This window comes from Breoghania corrubedonensis, from assembly GCF_003053845.1.
GTDB classification, from domain to species: domain Bacteria; phylum Pseudomonadota; class Alphaproteobacteria; order Rhizobiales; family Stappiaceae; genus Breoghania; species Breoghania corrubedonensis.
This window is the reverse complement of record NZ_QAYG01000003.1, coordinates 345,001-364,776: the sequence shown is the minus strand read 5'-3', so window position 1 is coordinate 364,776 and position 19,776 is coordinate 345,001. Positions and strand designations below refer to the sequence as shown.

Annotated in this window: 19 protein-coding genes; all 19 read right to left on the bottom strand. The window is 61.3% G+C overall.

Annotation, left to right across the window (positions count from 1 at the left end):
- Nucleotides 1–195 precede the first annotated feature (195 nt).
- A complete protein-coding gene (locus tag C8N35_RS12090) occupies nucleotides 196–1,308 on the bottom strand; it encodes a DUF3734 domain-containing protein (protein WP_107989934.1) in 1,113 nt (370 codons plus the stop codon).
- Between the two features lie 260 nt (nucleotides 1,309–1,568).
- Nucleotides 1,569–2,303, bottom strand: coding sequence for an ABC transporter ATP-binding protein (locus C8N35_RS12085; protein WP_107989933.1), 735 nt, complete (start codon nucleotides 2,301–2,303; stop codon nucleotides 1,569–1,571).
- Complete coding sequence (locus C8N35_RS12080; protein WP_210203496.1) at nucleotides 2,300–3,577, bottom strand: lipoprotein-releasing ABC transporter permease subunit; 1,278 nt, start codon at nucleotides 3,575–3,577, stop codon at nucleotides 2,300–2,302. The genes C8N35_RS12085 and C8N35_RS12080 overlap by 4 nt, the downstream gene beginning before the upstream one ends.
- A 115-nt stretch (nucleotides 3,578–3,692) precedes the next feature.
- Nucleotides 3,693–5,018, bottom strand: coding sequence for a proline--tRNA ligase (gene proS, locus C8N35_RS12075; protein ID WP_107989932.1), 1,326 nt, complete (start codon nucleotides 5,016–5,018; stop codon nucleotides 3,693–3,695).
- 49 nt (nucleotides 5,019–5,067) lie between these two features.
- The gene (locus C8N35_RS23660) at nucleotides 5,068–5,292 is read right to left on the bottom strand and encodes a hypothetical protein (protein ID WP_146177388.1); all 225 of its coding nucleotides are present in this window, start codon (nucleotides 5,290–5,292) and stop codon (nucleotides 5,068–5,070) included.
- A 615-nt stretch (nucleotides 5,293–5,907) separates the two neighbouring features.
- Nucleotides 5,908–6,192 (bottom strand): DUF1467 family protein, encoded by a 285-nt coding sequence (locus C8N35_RS12065; RefSeq protein WP_107989930.1) that lies wholly within the window; start codon nucleotides 6,190–6,192, stop codon nucleotides 5,908–5,910.
- A gap of 131 nt (nucleotides 6,193–6,323) precedes the next feature.
- On the bottom strand, nucleotides 6,324–6,728 hold the full coding sequence (gene mce / locus C8N35_RS12060; RefSeq protein ID WP_107989929.1) for a methylmalonyl-CoA epimerase: 405 nt from the start codon (nucleotides 6,726–6,728) through the stop codon (nucleotides 6,324–6,326).
- 222 nt (nucleotides 6,729–6,950) lie between these two features.
- Complete coding sequence (locus tag C8N35_RS12055; protein WP_107989928.1) at nucleotides 6,951–8,618, bottom strand: ribonuclease J; 1,668 nt, start codon at nucleotides 8,616–8,618, stop codon at nucleotides 6,951–6,953.
- Entirely contained in the window at nucleotides 8,615–9,403 is a 789-nt protein-coding gene (locus tag C8N35_RS12050; RefSeq protein ID WP_107989927.1) for a biotin--[acetyl-CoA-carboxylase] ligase, read from the bottom strand. Before C8N35_RS12050 ends, C8N35_RS12055 begins: the two co-directional genes overlap by 4 nt.
- A gap of 7 nt (nucleotides 9,404–9,410) precedes the next feature.
- The gene (gene nuoN / locus C8N35_RS12045) at nucleotides 9,411–10,853 is read right to left on the bottom strand and encodes an NADH-quinone oxidoreductase subunit NuoN (protein WP_107989926.1); all 1,443 of its coding nucleotides are present in this window, start codon (nucleotides 10,851–10,853) and stop codon (nucleotides 9,411–9,413) included.
- A 12-nt stretch (nucleotides 10,854–10,865) separates the two neighbouring features.
- Complete coding sequence (locus C8N35_RS12040; RefSeq protein ID WP_107989925.1) at nucleotides 10,866–12,383, bottom strand: NADH-quinone oxidoreductase subunit M; 1,518 nt, start codon at nucleotides 12,381–12,383, stop codon at nucleotides 10,866–10,868.
- Complete coding sequence (gene nuoL, locus C8N35_RS12035) at nucleotides 12,383–14,353, bottom strand: NADH-quinone oxidoreductase subunit L (protein ID WP_107989924.1); 1,971 nt, start codon at nucleotides 14,351–14,353, stop codon at nucleotides 12,383–12,385. Before nuoL ends, C8N35_RS12040 begins: the two co-directional genes overlap by 1 nt.
- 6 nt (nucleotides 14,354–14,359) lie before the next feature.
- On the bottom strand, nucleotides 14,360–14,668 hold the full coding sequence (gene nuoK / locus C8N35_RS12030; RefSeq protein ID WP_107989923.1) for an NADH-quinone oxidoreductase subunit NuoK: 309 nt from the start codon (nucleotides 14,666–14,668) through the stop codon (nucleotides 14,360–14,362).
- 76 nt (nucleotides 14,669–14,744) lie between these two features.
- Nucleotides 14,745–15,359, bottom strand: a complete 615-nt coding sequence (locus C8N35_RS12025) for an NADH-quinone oxidoreductase subunit J (protein WP_107989922.1) — start codon at nucleotides 15,357–15,359, stop codon at nucleotides 14,745–14,747.
- 102 nt (nucleotides 15,360–15,461) lie between these two features.
- Nucleotides 15,462–15,950, bottom strand: coding sequence for an NADH-quinone oxidoreductase subunit NuoI (gene nuoI / locus C8N35_RS12020; RefSeq protein WP_107989921.1), 489 nt, complete (start codon nucleotides 15,948–15,950; stop codon nucleotides 15,462–15,464).
- Between the two features lie 56 nt (nucleotides 15,951–16,006).
- The gene (locus C8N35_RS12015; RefSeq protein ID WP_107989920.1) at nucleotides 16,007–16,249 is read right to left on the bottom strand and encodes a hypothetical protein; all 243 of its coding nucleotides are present in this window, start codon (nucleotides 16,247–16,249) and stop codon (nucleotides 16,007–16,009) included.
- A 9-nt stretch (nucleotides 16,250–16,258) separates the two neighbouring features.
- On the bottom strand, nucleotides 16,259–17,314 hold the full coding sequence (gene nuoH, locus C8N35_RS12010) for an NADH-quinone oxidoreductase subunit NuoH (RefSeq protein ID WP_107989919.1): 1,056 nt from the start codon (nucleotides 17,312–17,314) through the stop codon (nucleotides 16,259–16,261).
- 16 nt (nucleotides 17,315–17,330) lie between these two features.
- Nucleotides 17,331–19,427: an NADH-quinone oxidoreductase subunit NuoG gene (gene nuoG, locus C8N35_RS12005; RefSeq protein WP_107989918.1), complete on the bottom strand. Its 2,097-nt coding sequence runs from the start codon at nucleotides 19,425–19,427 to the stop codon at nucleotides 17,331–17,333.
- Nucleotides 19,427–19,774, bottom strand: coding sequence for a pentapeptide repeat-containing protein (locus tag C8N35_RS12000; RefSeq protein WP_107989917.1), 348 nt, complete (start codon nucleotides 19,772–19,774; stop codon nucleotides 19,427–19,429). The genes nuoG and C8N35_RS12000 overlap by 1 nt, the downstream gene beginning before the upstream one ends.
- Nucleotides 19,775–19,776: the final 2 nt, after the last annotated feature.

The window sequence follows — 19,776 nt, the reverse complement described above, 5'->3', positions numbered from 1 at the left end:
TTCGTCCTGCAAGATTTTATTGGCGGCCGCAATTCCGGATAAACAAGTAGGTAAACTAGGCATTAACGGCACGATCCAAGCCACAAACAGTGGTGAGGCGCCAAGGGGGCGAGTATGGCGGCTTGGTTCAGCGGGTTATCAGGCAATCGCAAGGCGGGGCATAACATGTGCCGTATTGCCGGAAGACGAGACCGCCTACCCTTCTCGCGCCAGATCGAAGACAGCGACACCTTCCTTCGGTTTGCCGCGGGAGAGCCACTTGGGGTGACGCAAGGTGCGCACGACATCGTTGGTGCCGGCAGTCCAATGCTCGTTGACGGAAGCTCGCGAGAACTCGTAATCCTTGGACTGCTTGGTGTAAGGGGCCAGACGATGGATCAGATGCACCACGGTGACGTCCGCATCGCATCCAGCCTCCTCCAGCAACAGCGCATCCGCATCCTGCTTCAGGTTTTCCGGCAATTTGCCGTAAAGACGCCGGGCCGCCCTCCGCAACCGCTGCAATTGCCGGAAACGGTCTGTGTTCAGCCGTGTGCGGGACGAAAAGCGAATGTCCTTGATACGGTGCTCAACGTCCCAGATCGTTTGCGGAACCTCTCCGCGTGCGTCAAACAGATCGATCTGGAACAGCAGCATGTCCTCATGCGGACCGGCGTCCTCCAGAACGTATTGCAGCGGCGTGTTGGAAACGAGCCCGCCATCCCAGTACATCTGGCCGTCGATCTCCATGGGCGGGAAACTGGGCGGCAGCGCACCGCTCGCCATGACATGATCAACCGTGACGGTCATGTTCTCGGTGTCGAAATAGGCGAAATTGCCGCTTGTCACATTGACCGCGCCGACGCTGAGGCGCACCGCACCGGAATTCAGAAGATCGAAATCAACGAGTTCGAGCAGCGTCTCGCGCAGCGGCGCGGTGTCGTAGAAGGAAATCGCGCCGCATGAGCCTCTCGCACTGAAGAGTGGCGACAGGGTGCGGGGACGAAAAAAACCAGGAAGACCGAAAGCCGTCGTCATCGCCGCGCTGGCTTCGTTGAACCAGGAGCGATAATCCGTCCCCTCGGGCGGCATCGCCATAAGGTTGCCGGACAATCGATTCCAGAAACAGGCCAGCCGTTCAACGCGCCGCTCAGGCGGATTGCCCGCGATGATCGCGGCGTTTATCGCCCCGATGGAGATCCCCGCGACCCAGTCCGGGGCCCATCCCGCCTTCATCAGTGCCTCGTACGCACCGGCCTGATAGGCGCCCAGCGCTCCCCCGCCCTGAAGAACCAGGCCGACCAGTTCCGCTCTTTGATCGTCCGCCATCACACGTCCCTTCTGCAACACGAGATCGCCCTCTCAACGGCAATGCTGCATTGCAAAATGGGGTTTCGGTATGGCGGCGTCCAGTGGTTCTCGACGAAGACCACCGCGGAAACGCCTGAAATCACGCGAAAGGGAACGCTCGAGAGCGTCCACCCGCCCAGTTCCGTCCGGCGGAACACGGCATCAGAGTCGGCTCCTTTCAGGGATAAACACCCTGGAGCATATTCTTATCAAACGGGTCCGTTTGATGGCAAAGCGCTCTAGATCTCGACAACCTGGCCATTCGACAAGGTGATGCGGCGATCCATCTGGTTGGCGAGTTCCATGTTGTGGGTCGCAAACAGCGCCGCCAGTCCGCTTGCCCGCACCAGACTAGCCAGCGCCTCGAAAACATACGAAGCGGTACTGGGATCCAGATTGCCGGTCGGCTCGTCAGCAAGCAGCACACGCGGTGCATTGGCCACCGCCCGGGCGATGGCGACCCGCTGCTGCTCGCCGCCGGAAAGCTCCGAAGGGCGGTGCTCGGCGCGCGCTTCCAGCTTCATGTATTTCAGCAACTGCATCGCCCGGCTGTTCGCTTCCGCCTTCGATAGCCCGCGTATCAGCTGCGGCATGGCGATATTCTCGAGCGCGGTGAATTCCGGCAACAGATGGTGAAACTGGTAGACGAATCCGATGTCGAGCCGACGGATGCGGGTGCGCGCATCTTCCGAGAGCTTCGAACACGCGCGCCCGCCGAGGTAGACTTCGCCATCATCCGGCCGATCGAGAAGCCCCGCAATATGAAGGAGCGTGGATTTGCCCGCCCCGGACGGGGCCACGAGCGCGACGGTTTCTCCCGGACGCAGGATGAGATTGACGTCGGAGAGGATTTCCAGCGTCCGGTCGCCTTCCTTATAGCGACGTCCGATGCCGACAAGAGCAAGAGCAGCGTTGGGGGCACCGTTCCCGGCTGCGTTTTCCCCGGCGGACTGGGTAGGGGCGGATACACTCATTCGTAACGCAAAGCCTCCACCGGATCGAGACGAGCGGCCCGCCACGCGGGATAGAGCGTGGCAAGGAAGGAAAGGACCAGCGCCATCAGCACGACGGAAAAGGTCTCCCCCGCATTCATGTCGGCCGGCATCTTGGAGAGGAAATAGAGTTCGGGCGAAAACAGTTCCGTTCGTGTCACCCACGATATGAACTGCCGGATACTCTCGATGTTCAGGCAGACGATGTAGCCGAGCAACAGTCCGGCGAACGTGCCGAAGGTGCCGATACTGGCTCCCGTGATCATGAAGATCCGCAGGACCGCCCCCCGCGTTGCCCCCATCGTACGAAGGATGGCGATGTCGTGGCTCTTGTCCTTCACCAGCATGGTGAGGCCGGAAATGATATTCAGGGCCGCCACGATCACGATGAGCGTCAGGATCAGGAACATGACGTTTCGCTCCACCTCGAGCGCGGAAAAGAACGTCGTGTTGCGCTGGCGCCAGTCGGTGACGAAGCATGGACGGCCGGCAGCCTCCTCGATCGTCTCCCGCATGCCGGAAATCGCGTCGGGATCGTCGAGGAAGACGTCGATGGCCGTCGCCTGCCCATCCTTGTTGAAATAGAGCTGGGCTTCGGGAAAAGGCAGGAAGGCGATCGTGCTGTCGTATTCCGACATGCCGATCTCGAAGATCGCCACCACCTTGTAGCCTTTGATACGCGGCGTCACCCCCATTGGGGTCACGCTGCCGCGCGGCGTTATCAACGTGACCGTATCGCCGACCACGACCCCCAGGGAGCGGGCCATGCGCGAGCCGATGGCGATACCGCCGGCCTTGTCGAAATTGTCCAGACTGCCGGCGACAAGTTTGCGCGAGACGAGCGGAAGACGGTCGAGATCGTGTTGCGTCACACCACGCACTAGCGCCCCAAACGCGCCGGCAGGTCCGGAAACGAGCCCCTGCCCTTCCACGAAGGGCATGGCGAAGCGCACGCCGGGCACACTTTCCAGCCGGGACGCGACCGCATCATAGTCGTCGAGCGGACTGTCCATCGGCTGAACCAGAAGATGGCCATTGATGCCAAGTATCTTGGATATCAGCTCGCCGCGGAAGCCGTTCATCACCGCCATCACGATGATGAGCGTCGCAACGCCGAGCATTATGCCGATGAAGGAAAAGCCCGCGATGATCGAAATGAAGGTCTCGCGCCGGCGGGCGCGCAAGTAGCGCCCGGCCAGCATCCATTCGAAGGCCGCGAATGGCCGCGTCGCGCTCGGCTCGGTCGCCGCGTTCATACCCTGCTCCCGTCTGACAACACCACCTGGGGCGATCGCCTCAAGGGAATCACCTTGTGCCGCATCAAGTTGACCGGTTTAGGACCACGGCCGCAATGGCCCCGGCAAAGACGCGTCAGTCCTGCGCATCCGTCAGCCGCGACAGCGCCGCCTCGATCGTCATGGTCTCGCGTTCGCCGGTCGCGCGGCGCTTGAGCTCGACTTCGCCACTCGCCAGCCCACGCGGACCGACGATGAGCTGCCACGGCACCCCTATCAGGTCCATCGTCGCGAACTTGGCGCCCGCGCGCCCGTCCGTGTCGTCGTAAAGCACATCGACACCGGCCTTGTTCAATTTTTCGTAGAGGTCGGCACAGGCGGCATCGGTCGCCGCATCGCCGGATTTCAGATTGATCAGGCCAACCTGGAATGGCGCAACCGCCTCCGGCCAGATGATGCCGTTATCGTCGTGGCAGGCTTCGATGATACCGCCGACAAGACGCGAAACACCGATGCCGTAGGAGCCCATGTGAACGGCCTGCTCGCTGCCGTCTGCCTGCGCGACCTTGGCCCCCATCGGTTCGGAATACTTCGTGCCGAAATAGAAAATGTGGCCGACTTCGATGCCGCGAGCGGAAACCTGCTTGTCTGCCGGGATTTCGGCGAACGCTGCCTCATCGTGCATTTCATCGGTCGCGGCGTAGGCGCGCGTCCACTCGTCGACGATGGGGGTCAGGTCCGAGGAGAAATCGGTGTCTTCGCCGGGCACCTTCAGTTCCAGCACATCCTTGTGGCAGAACACCTGGCTTTCACCGGTGGAGGCCAGAATGATGAATTCGTGGCTCATGTCGCCGCCAATGGGGCCGGTGTCGGCCCGCATCGGGATCGCCTGCAACCCGAGACGCGCGTAGGTACGCAGATAGGCCACGAACATGCGGTTATAGGCATGGCGAGCCGATTCCTTGTCCGTGTCGAAGGAATAGGCGTCCTTCATCATGAACTCACGGCCGCGCATGACGCCGAAGCGCGGGCGGCGCTCGTCACGGAACTTCCACTGGATATGATAGAGGTTGAGCGGCAGATCCTTGTAGGACCGAACGTAGGTGCGGAAGATGTCGGTGATCATCTCCTCGTTCGTCGGCCCATAGAGCATCTCGCGCTCATGGCGATCCTGAATGCGCAGCATTTCCGCGCCATAGGCGTCATAGCGCCCGCTCTCGCGCCAAAGATCGGCGGACTGGATCGTCGGCATCAGCACTTCGACAGCACCGGCGCGCTCCTGCTCCTCGCGCACGATCTGCTCAATCTTGCGCAGAACCCGGTAGCCGAGCGGCAGCCACGAATAGATACCCGCAGCCTGCTGGCGGATCATTCCCGCGCGCAACATCAAGCGGTGCGAGACGATCTCCGCCTCGCGGGGGGCCTCCTTCAAGATGGGGAGGAAGTAGTTGGAAAGGCGCATCGTGGAGCTCTTCGTTCTGGGTTGCTGCGCGCGGCAGTCTGGCGGGCAGTCAAACCGCATGACCGGCCAAAACACAAGCCCCGCCGAGGATATTCCGCTCCGGATTTTCCAGGCGCTTCCAGACGCCACAGCCGCGCCCGTTTGCCGCCTGATAATTGTTCAAGAAGCTTATTGCTTTAATTTTATGCAGCACACGCACAAATAGGTGACAGCCATGCGACGTTCCGTTATGTTGACTGAATAATAAGGATCTCCCCTCAAGGGAAAGATCCATACGAGGCATCGCGGTCTGAGTCTTGGGAGGAAGATCTCTCAGGCGCACTAAAAGGATCCCAAAGATCCCAAGGTTGCAGCCGCCCGGAACCGAAAAACACGGAATTCCGAGGCAAGAGAGTTTTTGGACGCGGAACTTAAATAAGCAAGGCTTCGGCCTTGCTTATTTTTTGCACCGAATATTTGCTCACATTGATTGAGAAATGCCGCGGCCCAGCTCCGGATATGATCATTCCGGACACGCTGCCTATATCAGAGGCAGATTCAATTCCTTGCGCGAACTCACTGCCGAAAATGGACTTTTCACGCCTCACGCGCGTGCATGCGCATGCCGCAGCGCGGCGAAGTGCAGGCCGGCTGCGGTAAGCCGTGGCGGAAGTTCCGGCAGAATCGTCCAGGGAAGCAGAAACGGGACCATGAAATGATCAGGCGCCGGAGGAACGACGGCAGTGGCCACGCATGGCCGCAAAAAAGAGGACCGGGGAAAAACAGCCGCCAGCATCAAAGAGCCGGCCCGAGGGCCCCGCGCAAGCCGGCACGGCTATAACCCGAGGGCAAATGAGCCGTCAGCATCGCGCCGCTGCATGTTCTCCCTGTCTTCAGGCAGACGGCGTGTTCAGCTGTAGCTTTCACTCGTGAAGCCGACGGGCATGGGTATGTCGTCCAGCGTCAGCCCCGAGTAGGTGATGATCCAGTAGACGAAGCCGGTGACGAGGGCGGCAACGACCGTCGTCGCAAGGACCTTGCGCAGCATGAGCGGGCGGCTCGGCGCACCCGGCATAGAGCCGGGCTCAATCCACTCGCCGGTTTCCTCCTGGCTCCTGACGCCAAAGGGAAGCACCGCGAAAAGCGTGGCCCACCAGACAATGAAATAAATCGCAAGCCAACTGACAAAGCCCATCGATCTCCCTCCCCCGATCGGAATTTGGCGGCCAGAACAGATCCGTCTGCGGACAAAACGAACCCCGCCCCCAGATCGTTGTTATCACGCGGGCCCGGACGGATAACCGTTCCCCCGTCCCCCAACGTCCTCTAGGCCTGTTCCAGTTCGGTCAGCGTACCAAGAAAGTCCTTGGGATGCAGGAAGAGGACCGGTTTGCCGTGAGCACCGATCTTGGGCTCGCCATCGCCCAGCACCCGCGCCCCTTGGCTCACGAGGCGATCTCGCGCGGAGAGGATATCATCGACCTCGTAGCAGACGTGGTGGATGCCGCCGCTCGGATTTTTTTCAAGGAACTTTGCAATCGGCGAGTTTTCACCCAGCGGCTCCAGCAGCTCGATCTTGGTGTTCGGCAACTCGATGAAAACCGTGGTGACGCCGTGGTCCGGCTGCGGCGTTGCCTGCGAAACGTGTGCTCCCAGCGTATCGCGATAAACGGCCGTTGCCGCCTCGATATCGGGAACCGCGATAGCCACGTGATTGAGACGTCCGATCATTTGCGAATATTCTCCCCGATATTCCAAACACGTACTGCCCGGCCACTCCCGAGCCCGGCTCAAACGCGAGCCTGAAGCACCCTCCTGCAGACGGAAACGCCCGAACAGCAGGAAAACGATTCAGATCAATCGCTTGAACATAGGCCGATCGGTCGGATCGTTTCAATCCGACCGCCATCCGCTCAAGAACAGCGCCCGCGAGGGCTTCGCGGGCCACGTGGCTCAGTCGATCACACTCACGAGGATCTTGCACACGGGCTTTTTGCCCCAGCGCTGGACGACCGCCGCACGCGCCGCGCGCCGCGCGGCTTCGCGAACGAGTTCAGGATCCTTGCGGCGTTTGCGCGGGATGCTCTCCACTGCCCCCTCGATGGCATCGACGATGACATCCTCGAAGTCGTCGCCCTCCGCATCCACATCGGGCAGACCGAGAACGGCGACTTCGGTATCAGCGACGAAATTGCCCGCCTTGTCGAGCACGACACTGGCGATCACGACCCCTGCGAAACTCAGGCGGCGGCGCTCCGCAACGCCGGAGACTTCCGGCGCAACCAGCATCGTCCCGTCCATGACAAGGCGCCCGACGGGCACCTCGGCGATCGCTTCCGGCTTGCCGGGAGCCAGACGCAGCACGGTTCCGTTGTAACCGGACAGAACCGTCTTCACCCCCTGCTTGCGGGCAAAACGCGCGTGCGCCGCCAGATGCAAAGCCTCGCCATGCACCGGCACCGCTATCTGTGGCCGGATCAAACCGTAGAGCTCCTGCATCTCGCCAAGCCGAGGATGGCCCGAGACGTGAACCAGCCCGTCACGGTCGGTAACGACATTGATGCCGTCGGCGACGAGGCTGTTGATGATGGAATTCACCGCCCGCTCGTTGCCGGGGATGGTCCGCGAGGAAAAGATCACCATGTCACCGGAATTCAGGGTGATGGAACGATGATCGTCGCCGGCAATGCGCGCCAGCGCGGCGCGCGCCTCGCCCTGACTGCCGGTGCACAGCGCCAGCACCTTGTCGCGCGGCAGGTAGCCATAGGCCTCTTCATCGAGGAACGGCTTGACGCCTTCCATGTAGCCAAGCTCGGTCGCCACATCGACCGTGCGCTTCATCGCACGGCCGATCACGACCACATCGCGGTCGCATTCCTCGGCCGCCAGCGCCACCGACTTGAGCCTGGCGACGTTGGAGGCGAACGTCGTCACCGCGACGCGATGCTTGGCACCCCGGATGATTTCCGTAAGCGACTTGGCAACGTCCGCTTCGCTGGGGCTGACGCCCTCGCGCACGGCGTTGGTGGAATCGCTCACCAGGGCCAAGACCCCTTCCCCGCCGATTTCGCCCAGACGCTTCAGATCGATCGGTTTGCCGATGCCGGGCTGAGGATCAATCTTCCAGTCGCCGGAATGCAGGACAGTGCCCAGCTTGGTGCGTATCGCAAGCGCCGTCGGCTCGGGGATCGAGTGCGACATGGCCACGAGTTCGATATCGAACGGACCGACATCGAACCGCGCGCCCTGCTCGACCACATTGACCGGAATGTCGAGCCCGCCGTGCCCATAGACCTTGGCCTTGAGCAGGCCCGCGGTGAACGGCGTCACGTATAGCGGCGCCTGAAGGCGCGGCCAGAGATCCATCAGCGCTCCGTAGTGATCCTCGTGCGCATGCGTGATGACGATGCCGGCAAGATTCTTGCGCTCACCCTCGATGAAACGGATGTCGGGAAAGATGAGGTCGATGCCGGGAAGATCCGGGCCGGCGAAACTGACGCCGCAATCGACCATCAACCAGATGCGCGACTTGGCCGGACCGAAGCCGTAGAGCCCCATGTTCATGCCGATCTCGCCGACGCCGCCCAGCGGACAGAACACCAGTTCGGCAGTATCGGTCATGTGTTCTCCTTGTTTCGCTCGGCGGTGCGACTGAAAAAAACATCGCCTGCGGAAATCGTCATCGTACCGGAGTTCGTCTCCAGAAGAAGCCGTCCGTCTTCGTCGAGTGCGCTGAAGATGCCCTCGATCTCGCGGTCCGGCAGGCGCACTGTTACCGGAGCGCCGATCCCAACGCAACGCCGCAACCAAGCTGCTCTGATAGCGTCAAACCCTTTTCCCGCTTGCCATTCTTCCAAACGCGAGGCCATCGCTGCGGCAAGCCGGCTAAACATGTCGTCGGGCGTGACCCGATATCCCAGGGAGGCGAGATCAATGGTCGCGTAAAGCGCGTCGCCCGGGTGATGGCCACAATTGACACCGATACCGGCCACAACGACGAGACGCCCATCAGCCATATATTCGGATTCAAGCAGGATTCCAGAAATCTTGGCGCCGTTTACAAGCAGGTCGTTCGGCCACTTGAGCTTCACCAGGCCAAGACTTCCGGTTGCGGCCTCAACCGCATCGGCAAGCGCCACACAGCACACCATCGGAAGATCGCCGAGCCTTTCGGCAGGACAAGGGTCCGTCAACAAGAGCGAGGCGTAGAGGTTTCCCCGCTCCGAAACCCATGTTCTCCCCCTCCGCCCCCGACCTGCCGTCTGACAGGCGGCCGTCAGCCAAAGGCGACCAGGATCTCCTGCCCGCGCAGCCTGAAGTGCCTCGACACTGGTCGAACCGACTGTCTCCCGGTGTCTGCGCCGATATCCCGGCGCTGCGGCAACAGCCTTCGCTTCTTCTGCCAATCCCGCCTCAGAAGAACGTCTTGGCGGCAGTGCCGGCGGCGCCGACAAGCGGGCCGGCAATGGCGACGAAGAAGATGACGAAGACGCCGGCAAGGCCGAGTACGATCTTCAACTCGCTCGGCATCGGCACAAAGCCCGCCGCCGGCTCGTCGAAGTACATCACCTTGACGATGCGCAGATAGTAGAACGCGCTCACCACGCTGGTCAGCACACCGATAACGGCGAGAACATAGAAGCCGGCCTCGACGGCCGCGAGGAAGACGTAGAACTTGCCGAAGAAGCCGGCCAGCGGCGGAATGCCGGCGAGCGAGAACATCAGCATCGCAAGAAGAAACGCCATCATCGGATTGGTGCGCGACAGGCCGGAGAGGTCAGAAATGTCCTCGACCATGCCTTCCTTGCGCCGCATCGCCAGGATGCAGGCGAAGGTTCCGAGCGTCATCGCGAGGTAGATCGACATGTAGATGATCACACCGCGCACGCCTGCCTGGCTGCCTGCAACGAGCCCGACGAGCGCATAGCCCATGTGGCCGATGGAGGAATAGGCCATCAGCCGCTTGATGTTCTTCTGGCCGATCGCGGCAAACGCGCCGAGCACCATGGATGCGATGGAGACGAAGACGACAACCTGCTGCCATTCCATCGCCACCGGCTCGAAGGCGGTGATGACGATGCGGGTGATCATCGCCATGGCCGCGATTTTCGGAGCCGCCGCGAAATAGGCGGTGACCGGGGTCGGCGCGCCTTCGTAGACATCCGGCGTCCACATGTGGAACGGCACGGCGGAAATCTTGAAGACCATGCCAGCCAGGACGAAGACGAGACCGAATGTCAGACCGAGCGAGCCGCCATGCTGTGCCAACGTCTGGGCAATCGCGGCAAAGTCCGTCTGACCGGTGAACCCGTAGACCAGCGACATGCCATAAAGCAGCATGCCCGAAGACAGCGCGCCGAGAACGAAGTACTTCAGGCCCGCCTCGGTGGAGCGAACGGAATCCCGGTTGATCGAGGCCACCACGTAAAGTGACAGGCTCATCAGTTCCAAGCCGAGATACGCCGCGATCAGGTCATTCGCCGAGATGATCAGCATCATCCCCAGCGTGCCGAGCACGATCAGAACAGGATACTCGAAACGCTCGAACTTCTCTGCTCGCCCGTAGGCGACCGACATGGCGATCGCCAGGCCTGAACCGATCAGCGTCAGGATCTTCAGGTAACGCGCGAACGCGTCCTGAACGAAAGCGCCGCCGAACGTGGCGCCCTCCGCCGGCATGAACAGCAGGATTAAAGCGGCGAGCGCGATCAGCGCCGCCGACATTCCGGTTACGGCGGGCGTTGCCCGTTCGCCACCGAAGGCGCCGATCATCAACAGGACAAGGGCACCGACGGCCAGGAACAATTCCGGCAGCGCCGGCATCAGATCGGGCATGAGAGTGAGCTCAGGCTGCATCGCGGGTCTGCTCTACTGGACCACGACCAGCGCGGCGGTCTTTTGGGCCGTCTCGAGCGCTGCGTGGTAATTGGTGATCAGATGGTCGACCGAAGCGGCCGTCACGTTGAGGACCGGTGCCGGATAGAAACCGAACAGGATCGTCAGCGCGATCAGCGGCACCAGAATGACCTTTTCGCGCAACGAGAGGTCGAGGATCGACTTCAGGCTCTCCTTTTCCAGCGATCCGAAGACCACCCGGCGATAGAGAAAGAGCGCGTAGGCCGCCGACAGAATGATGCCGGTCGTTGCGAAGGTCGCGACCCAGGTGTTGGTCTCGAATGCCCCCATCAGGGTCAGGAATTCGCCAATGAAGCCGGAGGTGCCCGGCAGGCCGACATTGGCCATTGTGAACACCATGAAGGCCATCGCATACCAGGGCATCCGGTTGACGAGGCCGCCATAGGCCGAAATCTCACGGGTATGCATGCGGTCGTAGATGACCCCCACGCACAGGAACAGCGCGGCCGAAACGATGCCGTGCGAAAGCATCTGGAAGATGCCGCCCTGCACGCCCTGCGTGGTCATGGTGAAGATGCCCATGGTCACATAGCCCATGTGGGCGACGGAGGAATAGGCGATCAGCTTCTTCATGTCCTCCTGCGCCAGCGCCACGAACGAGGTGTAGACGATGGCGACGACCGACAAGGTGAAGATAAAGGGCGCGAAATAATCCGAGGCAACCGGGAACATCGGCAGCGAGAACCGCAGGAAGCCGTACCCGCCCATCTTCAACAGGATACCCGCCAGAATGACGGAACCTGCCGTCGGCGCCTCGACGTGAGCATCGGGCAACCAGGTGTGTACCGGCCACATCGGCATCTTCACCGCAAACGAGGCGAAGAAGGCGATCCATAACCAGAACTGCATTTCCGGCGAAAACGAATGCTGGAGCAGTGTCTGGATGTCCGTTGTGCCGGCGTCCCAGTACATCGCCAGGATAGCGACCAGCATCAGGAGCGAGCCTGTCAGCGTATAGAGGAAGAACTTGAAGCTGGCATAGACACGCCGCTTACCGCCCCACACGCCGATGATCAGGAACATCGGGATCAGCCCGCCTTCGAAGAAGACGTAGAAGACCAGCAGATCGAGCGCACAGAACACGCCGATCATCAACGCTTCCAGCACGAGGAAGGCGATCATGTATTCCTTCACGCGGATCTGCACGGCGTTCCAGCTCGCCAGGATGCAGAAAGGCATGAGGAAGGTGGTGAGGATGACGAACAGCATGGAAATGCCGTCGACACCCATCTTGTAACCGATCTTGCCGTCGAGCCAGTCGACGCTGTCGACCATCTGGAAACCGGGGTTCGACGGATCGAAGCCGGCCCAGATGAACAGCGAGACGAGGAAAGTGAAGCCCGTCGTCAGCAGCGCCACCATGCGCATGTTGTTCTTGGCGCTGTCGTCGTCTCCCTGGACGACAAGCACGAACAGCGCGCCAACCAGCGGCAGTACCGTGACGATTGTGAGCAGAGGCCAGTCGTTCATCAGTGAGCTCCCCCGCCCGCAAACATGGTCCAGGTAACAAGTAGCGCGACGCCGATCAGCATGGCGAAGGCATAGTGGTAGATGTAGCCGGTCTGCAGCCGCACCACGCGGGCGGTGACATCCTGCACAAGGGTCGAGATCCCGTCGGGACCGAAGCCGTCGATGACAGTGCCGTCACCGCGCTTCCACAGGAAGCGTCCGAGTTTCATGGCCGGGCGCACGAACAGGAAGTCATAGAGCTCGTCGAAGTACCACTTGTTGAGCAGGAACTTGTAGAGCCCGTCGTGGCGTGCGGCCAGCCGCTTCGGCGCGTCCGGAGCCTTGATATAGAAGTACCAGGCGACCACGAGGCCGATCACCATCATCACGAAGGGAGACCATTTCACCCACTGCGGGACATGGTGCATCTCTTCGAGCACATGGTTGTCCGCCGACATGAAGAGCGCCGTCTTCCAGAATTCGCCCTGATGATGACCAATGAAGGAGCCGGAGAAGACGAAGCCGGCAACAAGCGCGCCGAGCGCCAGAACCATCAGCGGAACCGTCATCACCGGCGGGGATTCATGGACATGCTTCATCACATCGACGGAGGCGCGCGGCTTGCCGTGGAAGGTGAGGAAGATGAGCCGCCAGGAGTAGAAGGACGTCATCAGCGCGGCGATCACCGTCATCCAGAAACCGTACTGGGCGAAGGCGTTGTCGCCAACGAATGCCGCCTCGATGATCGCGTCCTTGGAAAAGTAGCCGGCGGTCAGGGGGAAGCCGGTCAGCGCAAGGGTGCCGACGATCATCATCCAGTAGGTAAGCGGAATGTGCTTTCTCAAGCCCCCCATCTTGCGCATGTCCTGCTCGTCGGAGACAGCGTGGATAACCGAACCGGCACCGAGGAACAGCAGCGCCTTGAAGAAGGCGTGCGTGAAGAGATGGAAAACACCGACCCCGTAGGCGCCGACACCCAGCGCCACGAACATGTAGCCGAGCTGCGAACAGGTCGAATAGGCGATGACGCGCTTGATGTCGGTCTGTACGAGGCCGATCGTGGCCGCGAAGAAGGCCGTGGTCGCGCCGATGAACGTCACGAAGGTCAGCGCCGTGTGCGACAGCTCGAAGAGCGGCGACAGGCGCGCGACCATGAAGACGCCGGCGGTCACCATGGTGGCTGCGTGGATCAGCGCGGAAACGGGCGTCGGGCCTTCCATCGCATCCGGCAGCCAGGTGTGTAGCAGGAACTGCGCCGACTTGCCCATGGCGCCCATGAATAGCAGCAGGCAGACGACTGTCATTGCCGTGGCCGGCTCGTAGGGCGTGCCGAGGAACGTCAGCACCGCCCCGCCCCCTTCGGCGCCACTTTCGACGAAGCCCTGCGCATTGGCGAAGATCGTGGCGAGATTGACGCTGTCGAAGAGATAGTAAACACCGAAGATGCCCAGCGCGAAACCGAAGTCACCGATGCGGTTGACCACGAACGCCTTCATGGCGGCCGCGTTGGCCGAAGGCCGCTGATACCAGAAGCCGATCAGCAGGTAGGAGGCAAGGCCCACCCCTTCCCAGCCGAAGAACATCTGCACCAGGTTGTCCGAGGTCACCAGCGTCAGCATCGCGAAGGTGAAAAGCGACAGGTAGGCGAAGAAACGCGACTTGTGCGGATCGTGGTGCATGTACCCGATCGAGTAGACGTGAACGAGCGCGGACACCGTGTTGACCACCACCAGCATGACAGCGGTCAGCGTATCGACGCGGATGGCCCATTGCACATCAAGCGCACCAGAGACGATCCAGGTCGCGATCGGGATGATCTGCGTTTCCCCGTCGCCCAGACCGACGGAGATGAACGCGACCCATGACAAGATCGCCGCAATGATCAGGAAGCCGCTGGTGATATATTCCGACGCCTTGGCGCCGATCACCCGACCGAAAATGCCCGCAACCAGGAAGCCCAGGAGCGGCAGCAGGACGATTGCCGTGTACATGCCGCGTTAGCCTTTCATCAGATTGATGTCTTCCACCGCGATCGAACCGCGGTTTCGGAAGTAGACGACGAGGATGGCGAGGCCGATGGCGGCCTCGGCGGCTGCGACGGTGAGAACCAGCAGCGCGAAGATCTGGCCGACCAGGTCACCCAGATAGTGGGAGAAGGCGACCAGATTGATGTTGACGGCCAGCAGCAGCAATTCCACGGACATCAGGATGATGATGACGTTCTTGCGGTTCAGAAAGATGCCGAACACGCCGAGCGTGAACAGGATCGCTGCAACGGAAAGATAGTGTGACAGTCCGATTTCCATTGTCTTCGCCCTGACGGTGATCCGTCCCTCTTTGATTTCTTCGGGTCCGGCGACCTTGATCGCCGCATGTCTTGTCTCAAATGCCCTTGCCGGATTCGACCTTGCGAACCTCAATGGCGGTATTGGGATCGCGACCCACCTGCTCGGAGATGTTCTGGCGCTTCGCGTAAGCCTTGTGCCTGAGCGTGAGCACGATCGCACCGATCATCGCCACCAGAAGCACCAGTCCGGCGATCTGGAAGAAGAAGATGTAACGCGTATAGAGAACCGCACCGATCGCTTCGGTATTCGACATCTCGGCCAGCGCCGGGATGGGGGTCGTGGGCGCCGCGATGATATCGGGAGAAATCGTCCAGCCTCCCAGCACGACCAGCAGCTCGATCAGCAGGATGATCCCCACCAGCGCGCCAATGGGCAGGTACTGCAGAAACCCTTGGCGGAGCTCGACGAAATCGACGTCCAGCATCATCACGACGAACAGGAACAGCACCGCCACCGCGCCGACATAGACGACGATCAGAATGAGTGCGAGGAACTCCGCCCCCAGCATCAGGAACAACCCGGCGGAATTGAAGAACGCCAGGATCAGAAACAGCACCGAATGCACCGGATTGCGCGCGGAGATGACCATGAAGGCCGAGGCTACCGTTACCGCGGCGAACAGGTAGAAGAAGAATGCGTGAAGGATCATCTCGGTGTGCCCCTGTAGGCCTTGTCTCGTCTGCGGACTTCAGAGCCACTCTCGGCTCCTCTCGCCCGTCCCTCCGCGGCCATCAGACCGCCCGCCCCGCCCTTATCGGTAGGGCGCGTCCATTTCGATATTGCGAGCGATCTCGCGCTCCCAGCGGTCGCCGTTTTCCAGCAGCCGCTCCTTGGAGTAGTAGAGCTCCTCGCGCGTTTCCGTCGCGAATTCGAAGTTCGGCCCTTCCACGATCGCATCGACCGGGCAGGCTTCCTGACAAAAGCCACAGTAGATGCACTTGACCATGTCGATGTCGTAGCGCGTCGTGCGTCGCGTACCGTCATTGCGCTTGGGGCCCGCCTCGATGGTGATCGCCTGGGCCGGGCAGATCGCTTCGCACAGCTTGCAGGCGATGCAGCGTTCCTCGCCGCTCGGATAGCGGCGCAACGCATGTTCGCCCCGGAAGCGCGGGCTCACCGGTCCCTTCTCGAAGGGATAATTGATCGTCGGCTTCGGCTTGAAGAAATACCGCATCGACAGAAAAAACGCCGATACGAACTCCTTCAAGAACAGCGATTTCGCGGCCTGGTCCAGTCTCATGTCCGCGCCTTTCCTCACTCTTTGTGCCGCGTTGCCGGCAGCATCGGTTCAGCTTCTCAACCAGCGAGCGATGCGCCCGCCAGGTAGCCGATGACCGGGAAGCCCAGCATCGCGATCACAAACAGGATCTTGAGCACAAGATCCGTGTTGCGTTCGAGCCAGTCGGCGAATGGGGCCGCCTGACCCGGTTTTCGTTTTCTCTGCTCCGCCCGGACATAGCCGGCCATGAGCTTGTAGTCGATCCAACCCAGATAGAGCCCGATGGCCGCGCCGACGATCCCCGCAAGCGAAAGTGCCATCGGCAACTCCTAGTTCGGCGCCCAGCCCATCACCATCAGGACGAGAGCAACGATGAACACCATCGCGAGCGAGAGCGGCAGGAAGACCTTCCAGCCCAGCCGCATCAGCTGGTCGTAGCGATAGCGCGGCACCATGGCCTTCACCATCGCGAACATGAAGAACACGAGAAGCGCCTTGATCAGGAACCAGACGATCCCCGGCACCCAGGTGAACGGAGCGAAATCGAGCGGCGGCAGCCAACCACCCATGAACAGGATGGTCGTCATCGCGCACATCAGCGAGATCGCCGCATATTCGCCCAACATGAACATCATGTACGGTGCGGATCCGTATTCGACCATGAAGCCGGCGACGAGTTCGGATTCCGCCTCCGGCAGGTCGAACGGCGGCCGGTTCGTCTCCGCAAGCGCGGAGATGAAGAAGACCACGAACATCGGGAACAGCGGCAGCCAGTACCAGTTCAGGAATGCCAGCCAGGGAACGCCCAGAAGCGTCGCCAGCCCATGGGTGCGCTGCGCCTCTACGATCTCGGAAAGGTTCAGCGTTCCGGCGCACATCAGCACCGTTACGATGACGAAGCCGATGGACACCTCGTAGGAAACCATCTGCGCCGCGGACCGAAGCGCGCCGAGGAAGGCGTATTTCGAGTTCGACGCCCATCCGCCCATAACCACGCCGTAAACCTCCAGCGAGGAAATGGCGAAGATGTAGAGGATGCCGACGTTGATGTCCGCGATCACCCAGTTGTGGGCGACCGGCACGACCGCCCAGGTTGCCAGCGCCAGTGTCACGCTCAGCAGCGGTGCCAGCAGGAACACGCCCTTGTTCGCACCGGCCGGGATAACCGGCTCCTTGAGCACGAACTTGATCAGGTCCGCGAAGCTCTGGAAAAGGCCCCACGGCCCCACCACGTTCGGGCCGCGCCGGATCTGCACGGCCGCCCAGATCTTGCGGTCGGCATAGAGCACGTAGGCGATGATCACCAGCAGCACGACGAGCAGCAAAAGGCTCTCGGCCACCATGAGAATGAAGGGAAAACCGTATGTGTTCCAGAAGTCGATCATACCCGGTGTCCGTCCCTCATTCGGCCGCGTCGAGCGCGCGTTCAGCTGCCAACGCCGAGCACTGGGCCATGATGGCCGAGGCGCGTGCGATCGGATTGGTGAGATAGAAGTCCCTCACCGGCGACATGAACGGATCGGATCCCAGACGGGCTCCGCCGGCCGTGATCTTGCCCACATCCGCAGCGTTGCCAGGCGCGATTTCATCGAGTTCCGCCATGTGCGGGAATTCGGCAAAGAGCACCGTACGAAGAGCCGCCAGCGAGTCATACCCAAGTGTCTTGCCGAGCTTGGCCGACAGGGCACGCAGGATAGCCCAATCCTCGCGAGCATCTCCCGGAGGGAAGGCCGCGCGCGAGGTCGCCTGAACCCGCCCCTCGGTGTTGACGAACAGCCCGCTCTTTTCCGTATAGGCCGCGCCCGGCAGAATGATATCGGCGCGGTGCGCACCGGCATCGCCGTGGGTACCGATATAGACGACGAGGGCATCGCCAAACTGCGTCATGTCGATTTCATCGGCGCCCAGCAGGAACACCACGTCGAGATCGCCCTTGCCGGCCGCCTGCATGATGTCGGCCGTCCCGAGACCGCCCTCGCCCGGCACAAAGCCAATATCGAGGCCACCGACCCTTGCAGCCGCCGTGTGCAGCACGTTGAAGCCGTTCCAGTCATCGGAAAGCGCACCGACGGCCTTTGCAAGCTTCGCGGCGTTGGAGAGCACGGCCGCGCCGTCCTTGCGTGCCAGAGCGCCCTGCCCGACGATAATCAGCGGACGTTCCGCAGTCTTGAGCACTTCGGCAAAAGCGAGCTTGCCAGCAACAAGATCCGCCAGCGATTGAGGTCCGGCTCCGAGGAAATCGTAGTCGTAGGTCAGATCCGCCTGCTCACCGATAACGCCGATCTTGAGGTCGCCGCGCCGCCAGCGCTTGCGGATACGCGCATTCAGAACAGAGGCTTCCTTGCGCGGATTGGAACCGATGATCAGGATCGCATCCGCGTCCTCGATGCCATCGATCGTCGAATTGAAGAGATAGGACGACCGACCAAAAGCGGGAGAGAGTGCGGCTCCATCCTGACGGCAGTCCATGTTCGGCGAGCCGAGGCTTTCCAACAGCTGCTTGAGCGCGAACATTTCTTCCACACTCGCCATATCGCCGGCGATCGCGCCGATGCGCTTGCCGTCGACACCCTTGAGCTTCGCCGCAATGGCATCGAACGCCGTGTTCCAGTCGGCAGCCTTGAACTTTCCCTCGACCTTCACGTAGGGCCGGTCGAGACGCTGGGTCTTCAGGCCGTCAAAGATGAAGCGTGTCTTGTCGGAGATCCACTCCTCGTTCACCGCCTCATTGAGACGCGGCAGAACACGCATCACTTCGCGACCACGGGTATCCACGCGAATGGCGGAACCTACCGCGTCCATGACATCTACGGACTCGGTCTTGGTCAGTTCCCACGGCCGCGCCTTGAACGCGTAAGGCTTGGAGGTCAGCGCTCCGACAGGGCAGAGATCGATGACATTCCCCTGCAACTCGGACGTGAGAGCCGCTTCCAGATAGGTCGTGATCTCGGCATCCTCACCACGGCCGATCAGGCCAAGCTCGGAAATACCGGCGACTTCCGTCGTGAAGCGAACGCAGCGGGTGCAGTGGATGCACCGCGTCATGATCGTCTTCACCAGCGGACCGATGTACTTGTCCTCAACGGCACGCTTGTTCTCGTGGAAGCGCGATGCGTCGATGCCGTAGGCCATCGCCTGGTCCTGCAGATCGCACTCGCCGCCCTGATCGCAGATCGGGCAGTCGAGCGGATGGTTGATCAGCAGGAACTCCATCACGCCTTCGCGCGCCTTCTTGACCATCGGCGACTTGGTCTCCACGACCGGCGGCTCGCCGTTGGGGCCGGGCCGCAAGTCGCGGACGGACATGGCGCAGGAAGCAGTCGGCTTCGGCGGCCCGCCCTTCACTTCCACAAGGCACATGCGGCAGTTGCCGGCGATCGACAGGCGATCATGGAAGCAGAAACGCGGTACTTCGGCGCCAGCCTCCTCACACGCCTGAAGCAGCGTGTATTCGGCCGGGACCTCGATTTCTTTTCCGTCGACGATGAGTTTGGCCATCACTTCTCGGCCCCGCCTGTCGTGTTGGTTTCCTTCCACGCTGCCAGCAGCGCGGATACTTCGATCCCGTCGATCGTCATGCCCTCAAGGCGGCAACCGACGACGGCCGCCCCCGCCAGATTGGCCTTGCTAACGCTCATGCCCGACAGGTTCGCGTCGTTCACCGTCCATCCGGACATGTTCATGTCCTCGAACGTACAGCCTGACAGATTGATGTTGTGGAACTTGCTGCCCGACATGTTCACGTTCTCGTAGCGACTGCCGGACAGGTTCACATCATCGAAGACCGATCCGGAAAGATCGCTGTGTGTCACGCTGATGCGGTGTTTTTCATCGTGGATCTTCATGA